16 protein-coding genes are annotated in these 19,169 nt (G+C 70.7%); 13 read left to right on the top strand and 3 right to left on the bottom strand.

The genetic code is table 11. The features are described 5' to 3' along the window. Window positions 1-45: 45 nt before the first annotated feature. Window positions 46-189 carry a hypothetical protein gene (locus AQJ54_RS45920; protein ID WP_159055647.1) on the bottom strand — a complete coding sequence of 48 codons (144 nt, stop codon included), beginning with the start codon at window positions 187-189 and terminating at the stop codon, window positions 46-48. A 90-nt stretch (window positions 190-279) separates the two neighbouring features. Between AQJ54_RS45920 and AQJ54_RS40995 the strand changes: the two genes are divergently transcribed. From AQJ54_RS40995 to AQJ54_RS40980, 4 genes are all read left to right on the top strand, one after another. Next, a complete protein-coding gene (locus AQJ54_RS40995) occupies window positions 280-1,074 on the top strand; it encodes an ABC transporter ATP-binding protein (protein ID WP_062246514.1) in 795 nt (264 codons plus the stop codon). Next, window positions 1,071-3,092 (top strand): FtsX-like permease family protein, encoded by a 2,022-nt coding sequence (locus AQJ54_RS40990; protein WP_062246512.1) that lies wholly within the window; start codon window positions 1,071-1,073, stop codon window positions 3,090-3,092. The genes AQJ54_RS40995 and AQJ54_RS40990 overlap by 4 nt, the downstream gene beginning before the upstream one ends. A 70-nt stretch (window positions 3,093-3,162) precedes the next feature. Continuing rightward, window positions 3,163-4,173 (top strand): YdcF family protein, encoded by a 1,011-nt coding sequence (locus AQJ54_RS40985; RefSeq protein ID WP_062246510.1) that lies wholly within the window; start codon window positions 3,163-3,165, stop codon window positions 4,171-4,173. A gap of 178 nt (window positions 4,174-4,351) precedes the next feature. Next, window positions 4,352-5,392 (top strand): DUF418 domain-containing protein, encoded by a 1,041-nt coding sequence (locus AQJ54_RS40980; protein WP_248845573.1) that lies wholly within the window; start codon window positions 4,352-4,354, stop codon window positions 5,390-5,392. A 504-nt stretch (window positions 5,393-5,896) separates the two neighbouring features. Here AQJ54_RS40980 and AQJ54_RS40975 read toward each other — a convergent pair. Next, window positions 5,897-6,352 carry a MarR family winged helix-turn-helix transcriptional regulator gene (locus AQJ54_RS40975; protein ID WP_062246506.1) on the bottom strand — a complete coding sequence of 152 codons (456 nt, stop codon included), beginning with the start codon at window positions 6,350-6,352 and terminating at the stop codon, window positions 5,897-5,899. A 72-nt stretch (window positions 6,353-6,424) separates the two neighbouring features. Between AQJ54_RS40975 and AQJ54_RS40970 the strand changes: the two genes are divergently transcribed. The 9 genes from AQJ54_RS40970 to AQJ54_RS40930 all read left to right on the top strand — a co-directional run bounded on the left by AQJ54_RS40970 (window position 6,425) and on the right by AQJ54_RS40930 (window position 17,183). Continuing rightward, window positions 6,425-7,216, top strand: coding sequence for an SDR family NAD(P)-dependent oxidoreductase (locus AQJ54_RS40970; RefSeq protein ID WP_062246504.1), 792 nt, complete (start codon window positions 6,425-6,427; stop codon window positions 7,214-7,216). A 539-nt stretch (window positions 7,217-7,755) separates the two neighbouring features. Next, window positions 7,756-9,300 (top strand): aldehyde dehydrogenase family protein, encoded by a 1,545-nt coding sequence (locus tag AQJ54_RS40965; protein WP_062246502.1) that lies wholly within the window; start codon window positions 7,756-7,758, stop codon window positions 9,298-9,300. Between the two features lie 333 nt (window positions 9,301-9,633). After that, window positions 9,634-10,554 (top strand): NADP-dependent oxidoreductase, encoded by a 921-nt coding sequence (locus tag AQJ54_RS40960; RefSeq protein WP_062246500.1) that lies wholly within the window; start codon window positions 9,634-9,636, stop codon window positions 10,552-10,554. 83 nt (window positions 10,555-10,637) lie between these two features. Then, a complete protein-coding gene (locus AQJ54_RS40955; RefSeq protein ID WP_248845572.1) occupies window positions 10,638-12,128 on the top strand; it encodes an aldehyde dehydrogenase family protein in 1,491 nt (496 codons plus the stop codon). A gap of 292 nt (window positions 12,129-12,420) precedes the next feature. Next, complete coding sequence (locus tag AQJ54_RS40950; protein WP_062246496.1) at window positions 12,421-13,368, top strand: ABC transporter ATP-binding protein; 948 nt, start codon at window positions 12,421-12,423, stop codon at window positions 13,366-13,368. Beyond that, entirely contained in the window at window positions 13,365-14,204 is an 840-nt protein-coding gene (locus AQJ54_RS40945) for an ABC transporter permease (protein WP_062246494.1), read from the top strand. The genes AQJ54_RS40950 and AQJ54_RS40945 overlap by 4 nt, the downstream gene beginning before the upstream one ends. Before the next feature lie 27 nt (window positions 14,205-14,231). Further along, window positions 14,232-15,515 (top strand): sensor histidine kinase, encoded by a 1,284-nt coding sequence (locus tag AQJ54_RS40940; protein WP_062246492.1) that lies wholly within the window; start codon window positions 14,232-14,234, stop codon window positions 15,513-15,515. After that, complete coding sequence (locus tag AQJ54_RS40935; RefSeq protein WP_062246490.1) at window positions 15,512-16,180, top strand: response regulator; 669 nt, start codon at window positions 15,512-15,514, stop codon at window positions 16,178-16,180. Before AQJ54_RS40940 ends, AQJ54_RS40935 begins: the two co-directional genes overlap by 4 nt. Window positions 16,181-16,598: 418 nt before the next feature. Next, a complete protein-coding gene (locus tag AQJ54_RS40930) occupies window positions 16,599-17,183 on the top strand; it encodes a TetR/AcrR family transcriptional regulator (protein ID WP_062246488.1) in 585 nt (194 codons plus the stop codon). Window positions 17,184-17,193: 10 nt separating this feature from the next. Here AQJ54_RS40930 and AQJ54_RS40925 read toward each other — a convergent pair whose 3' ends face one another. Further along, window positions 17,194-18,894 carry an FAD-dependent monooxygenase gene (locus AQJ54_RS40925; RefSeq protein WP_079070277.1) on the bottom strand — a complete coding sequence of 567 codons (1,701 nt, stop codon included), beginning with the start codon at window positions 18,892-18,894 and terminating at the stop codon, window positions 17,194-17,196. Between the last annotated feature and the right edge of the window lie 275 nt (window positions 18,895-19,169).

The raw sequence follows: 19,169 nt of genomic DNA, 5'->3' as shown, positions 1-19,169 counted from the left end.
ACGAGACGGACGACGACATCCGCACCAGGGGCGTGGCGGCGCACGTCAGCGCTTCCTGCGCCACGCGGTGGCCGGGCGCTCGGTCCGGGGGAGCAGCAGCGGGTCGGCCCGCAGGCCGACGCGGGCCGCCCCGGACCGGTCCGGCGGCCGAGGACGGGCAGGGCGGTACGGCGGGATTGTCGACGGCATGCAGATCCTCACCGTTCTCCAACTGGCCCTGGCGGCGCTCGCCGGGCTGTGCCTCGTCCTGTGTGCCCTCGTCACCGTGGAGGCAGCCCGATGAACTCGCACCGCACGACCACCGCCTCCGCCGTCCTTGTGGGCGCCGGTCTGATGAAGTCCTACGGTCTGACCCGCGCCCTGGCCGGTGTCGACGTGTCCGTCTCGGCGGGCGAGTCGCTGGCGATCATGGGCCCGTCCGGTTCGGGCAAGTCCACCCTGCTGCACTGCCTCGCCGGCATCGAAGGCCCCGACGCGGGCCAGGTGCTGCTGGGCGGGGAGCGCGTGGACCAGCTGGGCGAGCCGCACCGCAGCGAGCTGCGCCGGACCCGATTCGGCTTCGTCTTCCAGTCCGGCCAGCTGCTGCCGGAGCTGCCCGCCGACGAGAACGTGGCCCTGCCGCTGATGCTCGGCGGCATCTCTCGCCGCCAGGCGGTCCAGAAGGCGCGGGAGTGGTTCCCGCCGCTGGGCCTGGCGGGCATGGAGGAGCGGCGGCCCGGACAGCTGTCCGGCGGGCAGGCGCAGCGTGTGGCCATCGCCCGCGCGCTGGTCGGCAGCCCTCAGGTGATCTTCGCCGACGAGCCCACGGGCGCACTGGACCAGATCACCGGCATGGAGGTCATCGACCTGCTGGTCACCACCACCCGCAGGCAGGGAACCGCACTCGTCGTGGTCACCCACGACGAGGATGTGGCGCGCTGGTGCGACCGCACCGTCCGGGTCCGCGACGGCCGCCTGAGCGAGGAGGCCCGGACGCCGGACGGGGCCGCAGGCACGAACGCTGTCGCCCACGCCGCCCGGGGCACCGCCGGACGCCCGACCGGCCATGACACGGACGCGAGGTACGACCGATGAGGGCGCCGAACCCGAGGACGGCCCTGGACCGCACCACCTGGACCCTGACCTGGCGGCTGACCCGCGCCGGAGGCCGCACCGGGCTGCTGGCCACCTCCCTGTCTGTCGCCGCGGCCGCCATCAGCACCGCGCTCCTGCTGCTCTGCGTGGCCGTCAACCTCGGTTTCCAGCAGCGAGCCGACCGCATCGACTGGCGCACCCCCGTCAAGTCCGCGGCTCCCGTCGCCGTCGAGGCGGTAGGCACCACCTTCAGCGGCGGTACCCCCGTCACGGTCGTCGACGTGGCACAGCTCCCGGGCAGGAAGGCCCCCGCCCCGCCCGGCATGCCCCGCTTCCCCGAGCAGGGCGAGGTGTGGGTCTCCCCGGCCCTCGCCGACCTCTTCCACCGCCTTCCCGCCGACCGGCAACCCGTGCCCGGCACCGTGGCGGGAACCCTCGGCCGCGCCGCGGTGGCCCACCCCGGCGAACTGGTCGCGGTCGTCGGCCACAGGCCGACCGCCGCCGCCGTCACCACCCCGCGCGAAGCCGATCCGCGCCGCCCCGGCGACATCGTCACCCCCACCAGGGTCGCCGACTTCACCGGACAGCGTTCGACCGACGGCATCGGCGACGGGTACGTGGCTCTCGCGAAGATCGCCACCATCCTCGTAGTCGTACCGCTGCTGGTCCTGGGCGCCTCCTCCGCCCGTCTGTCGGTCTCCCGACGTGACCAGCGCCTCGCCGCACTGCGGCTCATCGGTGCCACCCCGGGCCGGATCGCCGGGATGACCGCCGCCGAGGCGGCCCTCACCGGCGCGGCGGGCGCGCTGCTGGGCACCCTCGGATACGGACTGCTCCTGCCGGCCACCGTGCAGGTGTCCGTGGCGGGCGGCTCCTGGTACGCGGCAGACCTGTGGGTGGGGCTCCCGGTGCTGCTCGCCGTGCTCGCCGGTGTCGTCGCCATGGTGGTCGTCAGCGCGCTCGTCGGGCTGCGCCAGGTCGTCGTCGGCCCCCTGGGCGTGGCGCGCCGCTCCAAGCCACCCCGCATGAGCTTCCTGCGCGCCCTGGCCTTCGTCGCGGTGATCGTGGGCTACAGCTTGTTCACCCAGGAGCACAAGAGTGATGTCAACGGCCCCCTGGTGTTCTTCGCCTTGGTCTTCCTCGCCCTGTCCGTGATCGGCCCGTGGGTGGTCGGTGTCCTCGGGCGGATCATCTGCGCACTTGCCCAGAAGCCGGCGGCCCTGCTGGCCGGCCGCCGCCTGCTGGACGATCCCAAGAGCGGCTGGCGTACGGTCTCCGGGCTCACCCTCGCCGGATTCGTGGCCGGGTTCTTCGCTCTCTTCGGGATCTCCGGCGCCTCGCCGTGGGGACATCCGGACACCCTCGCCGTGGCCGTTCCCAAGGCTCGGGTGGCCGTGGTCCAACAGGATGCGCGGCACCGCCTGGAACACGCGGGGATCACCGCCGTCGTCGGCACGAGCACCGACTGGGTCGCCGCGGGGGGCGAAGGAACCGTGCAGGTCGTGGCCACGGTGCCCGGCGGCACCGAGAAGCTGGACCGCGCCCGCACCGCCCTGACGTCCCTCGTAGCCGGCCAGTACCCGATCACCGGAACCGACATCAACTGGTCGGGCAGGTTGTTCTCAGACGACTTCTCCAACGCCACCCGGCTCGTCCTCGGAATCACCTTCGTCACCGCGATCGCCTCCGCGGGCATCACCGCGGCCGCCTCCGTCCTGGACCGCCGCCGCACCTACGGCCTGCTCCGCCTCGCGGGTACACCGCTGCGGACCCTGGACGCGGCCCGTCGCAAGGAGACCCTCCTCCCCGTGGCCGTCCTCGCCGGCGGAGCTGCCCTGACCGGCATCTTCGCCGCCGCCCCGCTCACTCTCGGTGAGGGTTCGAGTATCGAAACCGGCGGCCTGGTCCTGCTCGCCCTGTGCTTCGGCGTCGGCGTCGCGGGACTGCTGGCGGCCGGCGCGCTCAGCCGCCCGCTGCTGAGGTCGGTCACGGAGCAGTCGGGCCCACGCCCCGAGTAACAGACCACCGCCTTACCCGCATCCCGGGCCAGGGCAACACCCCGCCGATCAGCAAAGGTGACAACCACCCATGCCTACCGTCATTTTCGCGGTCCTCGCCGGGTTGGCCTTCCTGCTCTTCCTGGCCCGGACGCGGCAAGACCCCCGCCGCTTCGGCAACGCCGTCCTCCTCGGACTGTGCCTCGTCCTGCTGACCCTGGCGCTGCTCGCCCAAGTGGCAGCCGGCAGCGCGCCCGCACCCCTCCTCGCGGCCGTGACCCTCGCCTTCGCGCTGCTGGCTCTGGGGGTGCTGGCCCTCGCGTTCTTGCTGATCGCGAACGGGGTGACGATGGTCCGCAAGGAGGGCCCACGCCCCGCCAACCTGCTCTCCGGGCTGGCGGGGCTGGCCGTCCTCGGCTGCGTCACGCTCACCGTGACGGCCGCCGACGTCGACTCGCCGCCGCTGCAGCGCGTCGCCGGAGCGGTCCTCCTCGTGGCCGGCTACGTCTCGTACGTCTTCCTGTCGTTCCTCGCCTACGCCTCCCTCTACGCGCGGCTGACGGTCCGTCACGACGTGGACTTCGTCGTCGTCCTCGGCTCCGGTCTGATCGGCGGATCCCGGGTGCCGCCCCTGTTGGCCAGCAGACTGGAGCGGGCGCGTGCGGTGTACGAGGCGCAGGCGGCGCGGGGTGCGCCGCCCGTGCTGGTCACCTCCGGCGGCCAGGGCCCCGACGAGGACCTGCCCGAGGCCGACGCGATGGCCGGCTACCTCATCGCCCGTGGCGTCCCGGAGCGGCATGTCGTACGGGAGAACCGCTCGCGCACCACGGAGGAGAACCTGCGCTTCAGCGAGGCGTTCATGCGGGAACGCGTGCCGGACCACTGGTGTGTGGTCGTCACCAACAACTTCCATGTCTTCCGCGCCGCCCTGACGGCCCGGCGCACCGGCGTGAACGGCCAGGTCATCGGCTCGCCCACCGCCGCCTACTTCTGGCCCAGCGCGACCATCCGCGAGTTCGCCGCGATCTTCCTCCACTACCGGACGGTCAACCTCGGCTCGTGCGTGCTGCTCGCCCTGATGGGGTTCCTTGTCCCCTCCTGAGACTGAGGTCCCGTCCTCGAATCGCGCTGCACGAGCCCGAGTTCGAGCCTGCCTCGGCACGGCCTCGGAACCGTCTCCTAGGCCGAGCTCCCCGCGGAAAGAGATCGGCCCGGGGGCCGAGGCCGATCGGCCACCGGGCCGAAGCGCTCAGCCACCACTCGAAAGCATCGTTGGCCTTATGAATCTCATGACTCCGGCGCTCGGCGACACGGCACCAACTCCGGTGCCCCGACGGGAGACCGCACGGCGGATCACCGCCCTCGACGCCCTGCGTGGCTTCGCGCTCTGCGGCATCCTCCTGGTGAACGTCAACCAGATCACGCCCATGAATCGGGTAGACAGCGCCGGCCACTGGTACCCCATCGCACAGTTCCTCGACCTGTTCGTCCAGGAACGCTTCTTCCCGATCTTCTGCTTCCTCTTCGGGCTCAGCTTCGCGATCTTCCTGGACAGCGCCGCCCAGCGCTCGGACCGTCCCCGGCTGCTCCTGATGCGCCGGCTGATCGCGCTGGGCCTGCTCGGCGCCGCCCACCAACTCCTCCAGCCCGGTGAGGCGCTGGAACCGTACGCGATCACCGGACTCGTCATCCTGCTGCCCGCCACCTGGCTGCCGACCTGGCTGGTGCTGACCGGCGGCCTGCTGGGCACCGTCGCCTCGGTCACCCTGGCCAGCGGCGGAATTCTCAGCATCCCGGGCCTGTTCCTGCTCGGCCTGGCGGTCGCCCGCCTCGGCATCGCCCGCACCCTGGACCGCCGCACCGGCCAACTGGCCGCCGTTCTCGCCCTGGCGGCCCCGGCGGCGGCCGCCGCGCTGTGGTGCCAGCACACCTATTCGCCGACCGGACCGTTCGCCACCCGCATCGCCGCCGAAGCCGGCCTGCTCGGCGCCCTCACGTACGCCACCGCCCTGCTGCTCCTGCTGCGCACGCCGCTCGGCCGCCCGTTGTCGGCGGTGCTGGAACCGCTCGGCCGGATGGCACTGACCAACTACATCACCGCCACACTCGCCATCACCGCCGCCTCCCCGCTGCTCGGCCTCAAGGATTCCGGGCGCTGGGGCACCGCCATGCTGCTGGCCGCGGGGATCATCGCGGTGCAGGCACCCTTGAGCCACTGGTGGCTGCGCCGGTTCCGCTACGGGCCACTGGAGTGGTGCCTGCGCTGCGTCACCTGGTGGAGCATCGTGCCCATCGCCCGCTCCCGAGTGGCAGCCGCCTGAATCGGAGCGGACACGCACGGCCGGAGGCCGGGTGCGACGACGAGAGGCGGCAGGGTCAGGCGGAACGCCGGGCGCAGTGTCCACACCTCCGGTGACCCGCGCCACCCGGCACGAATGGGCCTTGTACCACTTCGAACCCGTAGGTCATCGGGACTGCCGAGGAGTGGTGGCCTGTCCTAGGGCCTGTCTGACCATTCCCGTCCGCCTCGCGACGGCATGCACGCTCCCCCACTGCCTTAAGGGCGTGGGAGGTGCTCCCACTCGCCGCACCGGGCGCAGACCCAAGTACGTCCAGTACGAGGGTCCACGCCCGGCACGGCGAGAGCACGCATCTGACGCCGCGAGGCCGCCCTCCGGGCGACGACGGGAATGGTCAGACAGGCCCTAGCGGTGGTGCCGGATCGCAGGGAATCCGCTGGTCGGCCAGGGCAGGCCGGCCGGCGAGCCGCGTTCACCGGGTTCGCCTGGCCCGACGGCAGTCGGGGTGAGAGCGTCGCCGCGAGGTCAGTCCTCGCGAATCGTCTTGACCACCCGGTCGAGCAGCGCCCGCAGCTGCGCCGAATCCTCCGCGCCGAGACCATCGGTGACCTGCCGCTCGATGCCGGCGATCACTGCGTCGGCCGCGTGCAACGCCTCCCGGCCCGCGTCGGTGAGGTGCAGCTCCTGGATGTGCCGGTGGCGCGAATGCTCACGTCTCTCCAACTGCCCGCGCCCCTCAAGGCGCGCCACCAGTGAGGCGATGGCCTGTGGCGTTACGTTGAGGCGGCGGGCGAGTTCGGCGCCGGTCAGCCCTGACTCGTCGTGCACGGACATCAGGAGGGTGTAGTGCGCCGCCGCCATGCCCAGCGGGCGCAGCTGCTGCTCCTTGAGGCTCTGCACCGCCAGCTCCGCGCGGCGCAACGCCCAGGTCACCCGGTCAAGCGCGCCGAGCCCTACCGGCTCCTCATCATTGCGTATCACGCGAGAAGGATACGACACTTCACGACTATCAAGTGTTTGACTTATGCCTAGAGGTTGATGAACCCTGGTCCCATGACTCGCCCCCTCGCTTTGATCACTGGCGCCTCCTCCGGTATCGGCGCCGCCTATGCACGTCTCCTGGCGGACGACCACGACCTCGTCCTGGTCGCGCGACGCGCCGACCGGCTCGCCGAGCTTGCGCAGGAACTCCGCGCCCATGGAGCAACCATCGAGGTGCTGCCCGCCGACCTCATGACCCATGACGGCATCGACGCTGTCACCGGCCGGTTGGCCGCCGGGGACGTGCGCATGCTGATCAGCAATGCCGGCGCCGGCGGCTACGCCCCGCTCGTCGACGTCGACCCTGCCGACATCGACCGCCTGCTCACCCTCAATGCCGTCGCCCCCGTCCGGCTGGTCCACGCCGCACTCCCCGGCATGCTCGCGGCGGGCGAGGGTTCGATCGTCACCGTCGCCTCGCTCCTCGCCTTCAGTGCGGGCCTTGCTGACTCGCGAGCACCCCGGCGCACCCTGTACGTCGCCGCGAAGGCAGCCGTCCTGGGCTTCACGCGCACCCTCGCCGGTGAGCTCGCCGACACCCCGGTTCGCGTCCAGGTGGTGTGCCCCGGCGTTGTGGCGACAGAGTGGAACAGCGGCGCCGGTCGCGACATCCCTTGGGCGATGTCGCCCGAGGGTGTCGCAGGGGCCAGCCTGTCCGGGCTGCGACTCGGTGAGACCGTCTGTGCCCCTGGTCTGGAGGGCCAGGACTCGGCCCTGGACGCCTTGCTCGCCGCGGAGGCCGCTTTCCTTACGGGCGGCAACCAGCCGACACCCGCCGCTCGCTACATGGAGCCGCAGGACTAGGGCAGTGACAGCCGGCGGGCAGGTGGGTGTCACCGGCCGCCTGCCCGCCCGTCGACTGCCTTCCCTGTTCGGGCCGGCCGGCGCGATGTTCTCGTTCACCACCTGGTCCGGGGATTGCCGGTGCAGGCCAATGCGCCGGAGCGCCTCGCCCGGTTCACCGACAACCGGACCGAGCACCGCCTCTCACACCGTGCCCTCGTCCGGTTCGGCGGCTGCCCACCAACGTGCACGCTCCATTACGGGCGGAGCCCGAGGCACTGTTCGCCCGCCCGCTCGCCGCTCGGGCGGTTTGGGTGGTGACGCTCCTGGGGACTCGCCCAGTCGCAAGAATCTTGCTAACTATCAAGTGCTTGACATCAAGCAGTTGCTTGATAGTCTAAAGCTTGCCAGGCTCGTGAGCCTTCGCTGAAGTCATTCATGTCGGCGCGCCCCCGCTGTCGCGCCGCGACCCTTCATCGCGCCGCAGACCGTGCCCCCATCTGCCAGCACCCACAGGGTGCTGCTCGGGTGCCGGCGGTCGCGAGAAAGTGGGAATTCTCATGATCAACAACACTCCGACAGTCACGCGTGACGGAGTCATCGGTCAGAACGGGAGCCAGGTGGTCACCGTCGATCAGGCCACCGGGGCGGAGTTCGCCCGGTACCCCGTGGCCGGCAAGGAAGAGGCGGTCGCGGCTGTCGCTGCCGCGCGCTCGTCCGCCGGGCCCTGGTGGGACCTTGGATTCGAGGGCCGCGCGGAGCGACTGCGCGCGTGGCGGCGGGAGATAGCCGTAGGCGGCGAGGAGGGGGCCGCCCTCATCCACACCGAGAACGGCAAACCTCTCGACGAGGCCCGCGTCGAGGTGCTCGGGATTCTGGAGCACGTGCAGTACGCCGTCGAGAACGCCGAGCGCGTGCTGGGACGCCGGGAGGTCCCGGACAGCCCCACCGTGCCCAACCAGCGAGCGTGGGTCGAATACCAGCCCTATGGCGTCGTCGGCGTCATCGGCCCGTGGAACTTTCCCCTGCTCACGCCGGGGGCCATCCTGATCGAGGCGATCGCGGCCGGAAACGCCGCCATCCTCAAGCCCAGCCAGATCACCCCCGGTGTCGGGGAGTGGATCGTCCGGACCTGGCAGCGCGCGGTCCCCGACTTCCCGAACGTCCTTCAGTGCCTCAACGGGTTCGGGGCCACCGGCGGAGCGCTCATCGAGGCCGGCCTGAACAAGCTCGCGTTCACCGGCAGCGTCGCCACGGGCAAGACGGTGGCCGCCCAGTGCGCGCAGACCCTGACCCCCGTTCTGCTGGAACTCGGGGGCAAGGACGGCGTCATCGTGGCCGAGGACGCCGACCTGGACGAAGCCGCCCGTCACGTCGTCTGGGGCGCCATGCAGAACACCGGACACGGCTGCATCAGCCTCGAAGTGGCCTACGTCGCCGAGTCGGTCCACGACGAGTTCGTCGAGAAGATCAGCGATCTCGCCAAGCAGGTCCGCGTCGGCAGCGACGAGGACGCGGAGATCGGGCCGGTTCCCCTGCCCACCCAGATCCCGATCATCCGGGAGCACATCCAGGACGCTCTCGACCGCGGCGCGACAGCCACTGTGGGTGGCGTCGAGGCGGTGGGGGAACGCTATGTCGCTCCCACCATCCTCGTCGGCGTCAGCCCCGACTCCCTGGCGGTGACGGAGGAGACGTTCGGGCCCACGCTGGCCGTCGTCAAGGTCGCCGACACGGAGGAGGCCATCGCCCACATCAACGGCGGCCGATACGGACTGGGCAGCGCGGTCTTCAGCCGCGACCGCGGCGAAGCCATCGCCCGGCAGCTCCACGTCGGAATGACCAGCATCAACGACGCCCTGGTGTTCTCCATCAACCCCGCCGTGCCCTTCGGTGGCCGCGGCGACAGCGGCTACGGGCGCAAGCAGGGCGAGGAAGGACTCCGGGAGTTCGCCTACCCGCACTCCTTCACCGCCAAGACGGGCCCCGCCCAGTTCTCGGCCACCACCTTCGGCAGGCCCGCGGGCGCGATGGCGGGAGCCCTCGCCGGCGTTCGCAACAGGATCCTGGCCGAGGACGGCGAGAAGGCCGCCCCGACCGGCTGACGGGCAGAAGCGAACGGTTCGGGCCGAGCCCGGTCCGGCATCCACCTCGTCACGCGACCGGTCGTCGACCGGCCTGGCACCGGGTCCGGGACAGCGCACCACCTCGGACCCGGTCGCCGGACGCGGCCCGCCGATGGTGCGACCCGACCACAACCAGCCGAGGCCATGCCCGCCGACACAACTCGATGTCGGCGGCGGCTCGGAGGGGCATCCGACCGCCGGGAGGAAGCGACGCGCACGTTCGCGGAGCGCGACAGCGACTGGTACGTCCCGACAACCGCCGCGCCACGGACCCGCATTCCCTTCACCCGCGGTGCGACCTGAGGAGCCACCATGCCAAAAGCAGTGCGATTCACCGAGTACGGCGGCATCGACGTACTGAACGTGGTCGACGTCGAACGGACCGCGCCCGGTGAACGCCAGGTCCTCGTCAAGGTGGTGGCGGCCGGGATCAACCCGGGCGAGGCCCGCATCCGGCGGGGGTTCCTGCACGACAGGTTTCCGGCGACGTTTCCGTCGGGGCAGGGCAGCGACCTGGCGGGGATCGTCGAGGAACTCGGCGCGGGAGCAAGGGGATTCGCCGTCGGTGACGAAGTGATCGGCTTCACCCACAAGCGCGCCAGTCACGCCGAGTACGTGATCGTGGACGAGGACCATCTCACCCCCCGACCGGCGGGCGTCCCGTGGGAACAGGCCGGCGCGCTCTACGTCGCCGGTACCACGGCGTACGCGGCGGTACAGGCCCTCAGCGTCAAGCGCGGCGAGACCGTCGTCGTCTCCGGAGCCGCCGGCGGGGTGGGCTCACTCGCCGTACAACTCGCGCGACACGCCGGGGCCACCGTCATAGGTCTGGCGAGCGAACCCCACCACGCATGGCTTGCCGGGCACGGAACGATTCCGGTGACCTACGGCGAGGGCGTCGGCGACCGTGTCCGCACCGCGGCGTACGGCAGGGTCGACGCCTTCATCGACACCTACGGCGCTCCCTACATCGAACTGGCGCTGGAACTCGGCGTACCCAGTGGACGGATCAACACGATCATCGACTTCGCGGGCGCGGCAAGGCACGGCACCAAGGCGGAGGGCAGCGCGGCGGCATCAAGCGCCTACGTACTGCGGGAGCTCGCCGCGCTGATCGCCGACGGTGCACTGGAAGTCCCCATTGCAGGCGTCTACCGGCTCGACCAGGCCCGAGAGGCCTTCCGGGAGCTGGAGCGCCGACACACGAACGGCAAGATCGTTCTCAAGCCCTGACGGCCCGTCATCGGACGGGCTGCCACCGCATCGTGCGAGCGAGCCGTCAACAAACCGAGCACATCCCTGGACGGAGCATGGCCGTGGCCAAGTCATCACAACCCGAGATCCGCACCCGGTGGTCGTCCGAGGACGCCGCCGATCAGTTCACCGTCGACAACCCCGCGACCGGCGCGCCACTGGCCGTCGTCCAGGGTGCCGGCGCCAAGGAAGTCGACCAGGCCGTACAGGCGGCCTACGACGCGCACTTCTCCTGGAAGGCCCGCACCGCCCGTGAGCGCGGCAGCTGGCTGCGGAAGGTCGCTCAGGCGATACGCGAGAACGCCGACGAGATCGCGACCCTGGAGTGCAGCGACAACGGCAAACCCCTGACCCAGGCGCGCAACGGGGACGTGAACGCGGCGATCGGGATCTTCGAGTACTTCGCGAGCCTGTGCGACTCCATGCCCGGCCAGGTCAACGACGGCGGAAGTCTGCTGGACATCACGGTGCTCGAACCCTACGGCGTCATCGCCGCGATCGTGCCGTTCAACTGGCCGCCGATCCACACCGCCAGCAAGCTGGCCCCGGCGCTGGCCGTCGGCAACGCGGTGGTGATCAAGCCGCCGGAGCAGGCCCCGCTCTCAGCCATGCGCATGGTGGAGATCATCCAGTCCGTCCTGCCGGACGACGTGGTCCACATCATTCCCGGCACCGGCCCGATCGGGTCGCAGCTCGCCGGCCACCCGCTCGTCGGCAAGATCTCGTTCACCGGGTCGCCCACCACGGGCGTCTCGGTCATCAAGACCGCTGCCGACAACCTCACGCCGACTCTGATGGAGCTCGGCGGCAAGGACCCGTTCATCATCTTCGAGGACGCGGACCTCGACCTGGCGCTGCCGTGGGCGATCGAGGGCGGGCTCTTCAACCAGGGCGAGGCCTGCACCTCGGCGTCCCGTGTCCTCGTACACGTCGACATCTACGACGAGGTCGCGCGCCGCTACGGCAACGCGGTGAAGCGGTTGCGCGTCGGCAACGGCGTCGAGCCGGGCACGCACATCGGACCGATGGTGTCCGCCGCCCAGCGCAAGCGGGTGCTGGACTACATCGACATCGGCGTCCAGGAGGGTGCCACGATCGCGGCACAGGCGCCGCTCCCCGACGACCCGGAGCTGGCGGGCGGCTACTACGTCGCGCCGACACTGTTCACTGGAGTTCGCCCGGACATGCGCATCGCGCAGGAGGAGATCTTCGGCCCGGTCATCTCGATGATCCCGTTCCACGACGAGGACGAGGCCGTCAGGATCGCCAACGGCACCGACTTCGGCCTGGTCGCCGCGGTGTTCACGCCGGACTCGGAGCGCGCACTGCGGGTCAGTCGCGCCCTGCACACCGGGTTCGTCTTCGTGAACAACTACAACCGGAATTTCACGGGCACGCCGTTCGGCGGAGTCGGTGCGAGCGGCTACGGCCGGGAGACTTCGGCGCAGACCCTGGGCGAGTACGGCTACAGCAAGAACATCCGCCTGGTCTCCGGGAGGGGCGAGATGCCGCGCTGGGCGCCGTCCCTCGAGGTGACCGGACACGACAAGTAACAACCCGGCCTTCGAGGCGGCGTGGTAACCGCCTCAAGGGTCACGGCGTGCGGTACCCATGGGCTGACCGTGCGGCGTGGGTGGGTCGTGCCCCGCGGTGGTCGGATGCCTGCTGCGACCACCGCGGAGCCCACGAACACAACAGCACCGCAGGTGGGTGCGTAGTACCGCGGTACTACGCGAACGACGCAGGTCAGCCTCCCGGTACCACCGGATCGGGGTGGTTCGGCACCTAGCGTTGCCGGTGCGGCGTCGAAGTGACGGACGCCGGAGCCCGAGAGAAGGAACGCGCATGATCGACGCACGGCAGTTGACCAAGAAATACGGCGAGAAGACGGCTGTCGACGGGCTGGACTTCGTAGTGAAGCCGGGCACGGTGACCGGTTTCCTGGGGCCCAACGGCGCGGGCAAGTCCACGACCATGCGCATGATCGTCGGCCTTGACGCCCCGACGAGCGGCTCCGTCACCGTGAACGGCCACCACTACGCCCGTCACCAGGCGCCGTTGCAGGAGGTCGGTGCTCTCCTGGAGGCGAAGTCGATCCATCCGGGCCGCTCGGCGTACAACCACCTCAAGGCACTCGCGCTGACTCACGGCATTCCGGGCAGCCGGGTCGACGAGGTCATCGGCCTCGCCGGCCTGGGCAGTGTGGCGAAGAAGCGGGCCGGCGCCTTTTCTCTCGGAATGGGCCAGCGGCTCGGCATCGCCGCGGCGCTGCTGGGCGACCCGCAGACGGTGATGCTGGACGAGCCGGTCAACGGGCTGGACCCGGAAGGCGTGCTCTGGATCCGCAACCTGCTCAAGGAGCTCGCCGACGAGGGCCGGACGGTGTTCGTGTCCTCGCACCTGATGAGCGAGATGGCCCTGGTGGCGGACCACCTGATCGTCGTGGGGCGCGGCCGGCTGCTGGCCGACACGACCGTGGCGGACCTGATCCGCGAGGCGGGCGGCGACACCGTGAAGGTGACGACCCAGGACCCGGCGCGGCTGCGGGACGTACTGGCCGGACCGGGCGTCGACGTCACCGGCCGGATCGGCTCCGAGGAACTCCAGGTGACCGGGCTGACCGCCCGCGAGATCGGACTGAAGGCCGCCGAACACGGGATCGCGCTGTTCGAGTTGAGCGCGCGAACCGTGTCACTGGAGGAGGCATTCATGGACCTGACCAGGGATGCCGTGGAGTACCACGGCACCACGACCGGGATCGAGAACATCGAGGCCGCCGGGAGGCCCGCGTGAGCACCCTCACCGCAACCGCCGAGAAACCGCGCAGCACCCCCGCCCGACCCGTCTACCGGGTGACCGGACGGCGTGTGCTGGCCTCCGAGTGGGCCAAGTTGTGGTCCCTGCGCTCGACCTGGATCACCCTGGGCCTCGGCCTGCTCTTCCTGGTCGCCTTCGGTCTCATCGCCGCGAGCCGCTACAAGTCGGGAATCGACTCCGGCAACCTGGACTCGGACTTCGCCGACTCGACGACCGTCAGCCTGTCCCTGTTCGGTACGAACTTCGCCCAGCTGGCCCTGGGTGTGCTCGGCGTGCTGGTCACGGCGGGCGAGTACTCGACCGGCATGATCCGCTCGACGCTCGCGGCGGTGCCCCGCCGACTGCCCGTGCTGTGGTCCAAGGCGGCCGTGTTCGGGCTGGTCGCCCTGGCGGTGGGGACGCTGGGTGCGTTCGTCACCTTCCTGATCGGGAGCGGCATCGTCTCGGGCACGCCCGCGGACATGAGCTTCTCCCACGCGGGTGTCCTGCGGAGTCTGCTCGGCGCAGGGCTGTACCTCGGCCTGGTCGGGGTGATCGGCGCAGCCCTTGGCGCACTGCTGCGGTCGGTGGCCGGCGGGATCTCGGTCCTCGTCGCCACGTTCATGCTGATCCCGGGGCTCATCTCCCTGTTGCCCAGCTCCTGGCAGAACGACATCAGCCCCTACCTGCCGTCCAACGCGGGTGAGGGGATGTTCGCCCTGACTCACGACTCCACGACCCTCTCGCCGGGCGCGGGCCTGCTGGTCTTCCTCTGCTGGACGGTGCTGGCGCTGGGCGGCGCGGCGTACCGGCTCGTACGCAGTGACGTCTGACGCCCGCACCATGGACAGGTGACGTCCGTGACCACCGATGACATCAGCGGCATGGGACCGCTGGTCGCCCGGCTCTCCCGGGGCGGCCAGCGGCTGCGGCAGGCCGACCGGACACATCCCTGGGTGCTGGACACCGCGATCGTCGTCCTGATCTTCCTGATGTTCTGCCTGCCCGACCTGATCCACGGTGGTTGGGACGACGGCGACAGTCCGCCCCGATTCCGCCTCGCCTTCACCGAGCTGCCCCTGGCGGGAATGCTGGCCCTGCAGACGGGTCTGGTACTGCCGCTGCTATGGCGGCGGCGCAAGCCTGCGGTGGCCTTCGGCGTCATCGCAGTGGTGTTCGTCCTCCAGTGGTCCCTGGGTGCGGCGCTGCGCGCGGACATCGCCCTCTTCGTCGCTCTGTACAGCCTGGCCCTGCACGGGCGGCTGCGGCAGCTGCCGTGGGCCTGTGCGGCTATGACGGTCGCCATGGCACTCGTCGCGGTCCGCGCGTCCTCTGCCGTGTCTGTCGGCGACGCGCTGTTCTTCCTGCTGAGCACGGCGACCGCGGCCCTGGCGCTCGGCCTCATGGTGCGGATCCGCCGGGCCCAGCTCGCCGGTCTGCGCGAGCGCGCGGCCCGGCTGGAGGTCGAGCGCGACCAGCGCAGCAGGCTGGCCACGGCCACCGAACGCACCCGGGTGGCGCGCGAGATGCACGACATCGTGGGCCACAACCTGTCCGTCATCATCACGCTCGCCGACGCCGGCGCCTACGCCACGGACATCCAACCCGCGCGAGGGAAGGAGGCCCTGCTGCTCATCGGCGACACCGGTCGGCAGGCCCTCGGCGAACTCCGACGCGTGCTCGGCGTGCTGCGCGAGGCCGATGGCGGTCCAACCGATGGGCCCGAGCTCAGCCCGCAGCCCGGCATTCTGGACCTCGGCGCCCTGTGCGCCACCGTACGTGCCGCAGGACTGGAGGTCGTCTACCGGACCTCCGGCGACGTCGACGCCCTGGACAGCGGGGTGCAGTTGACGGGGTACCGCATCGTCCAGGAGGCCCTCACCAACACTCTGAAGCACGCCGCACCCGACACCCGGGCACACCTGGCGATCCTCGTCGAGGACAGCCGGCTGACCATCCGGGTCCAGGACACCGGCTCGGACACATCGCCCGGACCGCCGAACGAGGAAGGACATGGCCTGGTGGGCATGCGGGAGAGAGCGGCCCTGTACGGCGGCTACGTCAGCGCGGGACCGACGGCCGGCGGAGGATGGAGCGTCGAGGCCGTCCTCGACCTCACGCCGGGAAGCGGCGGTGACCGATGACCACGGTGCTCATCGTGGACGACCAGCCGCTGCAACGCTACGGCTTCCACCTGCTCCTGGACTCCGTCCCCGAGACCGACGTCGTCGGTGAGGCCGGACACGGCGCCGAGGCCGTCCGCAAGACGGCCGAACTGCGCCCGGACGTCGTCCTGATGGACGTCCGCATGCCCGGCATGGACGGCATCGAGGCCACCCGCTGCATCGTCGCGGCCGGCGGCCGCTCACACGTCCTCGTGCTCACGACGTTCGACCTCGACGAGTACGTCCACGCCGCCCTGCGGGCCGGTGCGAGCGGGTTCCTGCTCAAGGACGCGCGTCCCGAGGAACTCCTCGCCGGGATCCGGGCCGTCGCCGTCGGCGACGCGGTCATCGCCCCCGCCCTGACCCGCCGCCTCCTCGAGGAGTACGCCCGGTACGTCCCCTCCCACCGAACCGACGCGGCCGAGGACCCGAGGCTCACCTCCCTGACCGACCGTGAACGCGAGATCCTCGTGGCCGTCGGCAAAGGCTGGACCAACGGGGAGATCGCCGCGCGGTTCGTGCTGTCGGAGTCCACGGTGAAGACGCATGTCGGTCGTGTCCTGGCCAAGATCGGAGCCCGCGACCGCATCCAGGCCGTGATCTTCGCCTACGACCACGGCCTCGCCCGGCCCACCGCGGACTGAACCGACGAGCGGCGGCCTGGAGGAACGCCGTGGGCCTGGGAACCGAGCCCCGACGAGCAGGCCCGGATGCGGAGCTCTCAGGCGGAGGCAGGGTGCCCCGGCGGCACGACCGCACCAAGCGTCGAACGGCCGCGCTGGGCCTGGTCAGTCGGGCCGTCCGGTCCCTGGCGGCGCACACCGAGACGCGCCCCCCTCGCGAGGACCGTCGCGCGCTCCGACCTGGCCGGCGGGGCGGTCCGCCGGCATCCGGGGCAGCCGACGAGTGGTCGAGTAGCTCGTACGACCGATGCGGCGAGGGATTTCCAGGACCTCCTCGCCGGGGCCCGGTGGGCACAGGGCCCCCTGCTCCTGCGTAGAGGGCGGTCTGCCGGGTGTCTACACTCACGGGAGACGGGGTGAACTCACGGGAGGAGTCGGGATGCCGCGGAACCGCCAGCAGATCCCCCGGGAGGAGCGCACGGGTGATCTGCTAGCCGCGGCCACCGAGCTCTTTCTGGCGAAGGGCTACGACAAGACGACGATGGCGGACATCAGTGCCGCCGCCGGCGTGGCCCGGGGCAACGTCTATTGGTACTTCGACTCCAAGGACCACATCTTCGCCGCGGTCTTCAACCGCATACTCAGTCGCGAGATCCGCATCCTGAACGAGGAGCAGGCCGGTGTCGACCCACTGAGCCGCCTGGTGCGCGGGCTGTCCGACATGCGCTACTCCCGGCCGCTGCACCAGGCCATGCACGACCGGCTTCCCCATTCGGAGGCAGTTCGCGAGGCCCACAACACCTTCCTGAACTGGATCGTCGGACTGGTCGACGAGTGCATGGCCGAGCGCGGCCTCGACGACGCCCCTGGCATCGATGCCGCGCTCGTCCGCGATGTAGCGGTGGCCGTCTTCGAAGGGGCGCACGTGCCCAACGACTGGAACAGGCCCGCCCACGAGATGATCCGGTTCCTGATGGAGTCCGTCATGGCCAGGAGCTCAGCGGCCAAGGGGCCGAAGCGCTGAGCGCGGTACCTCAGACGAGGTGAGGCCCGACTCCCGCTGACACCGCCCGCCCCGCACCGGCCGCTTCCACGTTCCGGAGCGGGCGCGTCGCCCCGCGCAGCACGTCGAGCACGGCGGCGGGATCCGCGGGAGCCTGCCTGCCCCGCCAGCCGACGTGACCGTCCGGCCGGACGAGCACCAGCGGCCGCTCGTACAGCTCCTCTGCGGCCCGGTCGGCGAGGCGCAGCACCGTCAACGGCACACCACACCCGCGGGCGGCCTGCACCAGAGGCGTCGGGTCCGCGGAACCCGAGACCACGAGCGTGAACCCGCGCCCGAAGTGGTCGAGCACCGAACTGCCGTCGGGCAGCCAGACGTGCGGTGCGCGGCAGCCGGGCCACGTCGACGGGATGTACTCGTCCGGCTCGTCGGGCGGTTCCGGACTGCCGTCCGGCACACAGATCGGGGAGCCGCTGTAGCGGTATCCGAGCTGGACGCCCGTGCAGCGGAACTCCTTGGCCCGGGACCGGCGGATCTCCTCGCCCGTCTCACGGCGGAGCCGATCGCCTTCGGCGTCCACGCGTTCGAGCCCTGGATCGGGGACGAGCCGCGCGTCGGCCTTCCAGTTGCTGGAGGCTTCCGTGACGTTGCGGACGGCGATCGGCCGCCGCTCCTTCTCGTAGCTGTCCAGGAGCGCCGGGCCTCCCCATCCCTGGAGTGTCGCGGCGAGCTTCCAGCCGAGGTCCACGGCGTCACCGATCCCGGTGTTGGCGCCGAAGCCCCCCTTGGGCCACAGCAGATGCGCCGCGTCGCCCGCGAGGAACACCCGCCCCTCACGGTAGGTGCGGGCCACGACGCAGTGTCCGCTCCAGGGCTGCGCTGCGAGGATCTCCACGTCGATCGGCGCGCCGACGGCCTGGTGTATCCAGGCGACCGCGTCGTCGAGGTCGGGCTCCTCGTCCAGGTAGACCGAGAGCCGCCACTCGTCCACGCCGTTGACGACCGTGATGTACGGCCGGAGCGCCGACGACAAGGTGTGGATCTGCACCGCGGGGCCACCCAGCTTCTCCCGCAGCAGGTCCAGCAGTTGCGGCGCACGGAAGTGCACAGCGAAGTTGTGCCCCTGGGCGAACATGCCCTCGAACTCGATGCCGAGTGTGCGACGTATGCCGCTGCGGCCTCCGTCGCAGGCCACCAGGTACGCGCCGGCCAGCGTCTCGGTGGCACCGCTCGCCACGTCGCGCACCACGGCCAGGACACCCTCGGAGTCCTGCTCGATCGTCTCCAGGCGGGTGCCGTACCTGATCTCGACTCCCGGCAGTCCACCGGCGGTGCGCGCGAGCAACGGCACGAAGGAGAACTTGGACAGGAACGCGGGCCCCTCCGGCGTCAACTGGGAGTACACGCCCGCAGACCGGTTGGTGACCCCGTAGTCGAAGTCGGTGAGGACGCGCCCCGTGGCGGAGGTGGCGAACACCGTGCGGTGCGGGTAGTCCGGCGGCGGTGCCGACTCCGTGCGCGCTTCTTCCGCGCAACCCCAGCGGCGCAGATGTTCCATGGTGCGCGAAAAGATCGCTTCACCTGCTGGAAAGGGCACCTGGCCGTCACCCTGATCGATCACGGTGACCGGTACACCACGCCACCCCAACTCGGTCGCGAGGGCGAGGCCCACAGGCCCCGCTCCCACGACCAGGACGCGCCGGGATGCGGCTCTCTCGTGCTGGTCAGACATTGAAGATCTGCCTTCCTGACATGGGTCGGACCACTCATGGTCCCATCTCTTGAACCCGGGTCAGAGTTACACGCGCATGTCGTTGTATGGAAGAGCTGGAAAAACACAAGACTTTTGACCGATCCTGTGCGGTGCTACGCTCGTCTTCGGTTCAAGAGAGGGAGCGTCATGGTGACTCCCGATGATCACGGCGATGCCGGGGTCCACCTGGCAGACGGCAGACCGTCCGCGTGACTGCCCATGCGGCAGCCCGATGGTGCCTACGTCCGGTACCG

Origin of the sequence: Streptomyces griseorubiginosus (assembly GCF_001514195.1) — a bacterium.
Classification (GTDB): Bacteria; Actinomycetota; Actinomycetes; order Streptomycetales; family Streptomycetaceae; genus Streptomyces; species Streptomyces griseorubiginosus.
The sequence above is the reverse complement of the archived record's forward strand: the minus strand, read 5'-3'. Positions and strand labels throughout refer to the sequence as shown.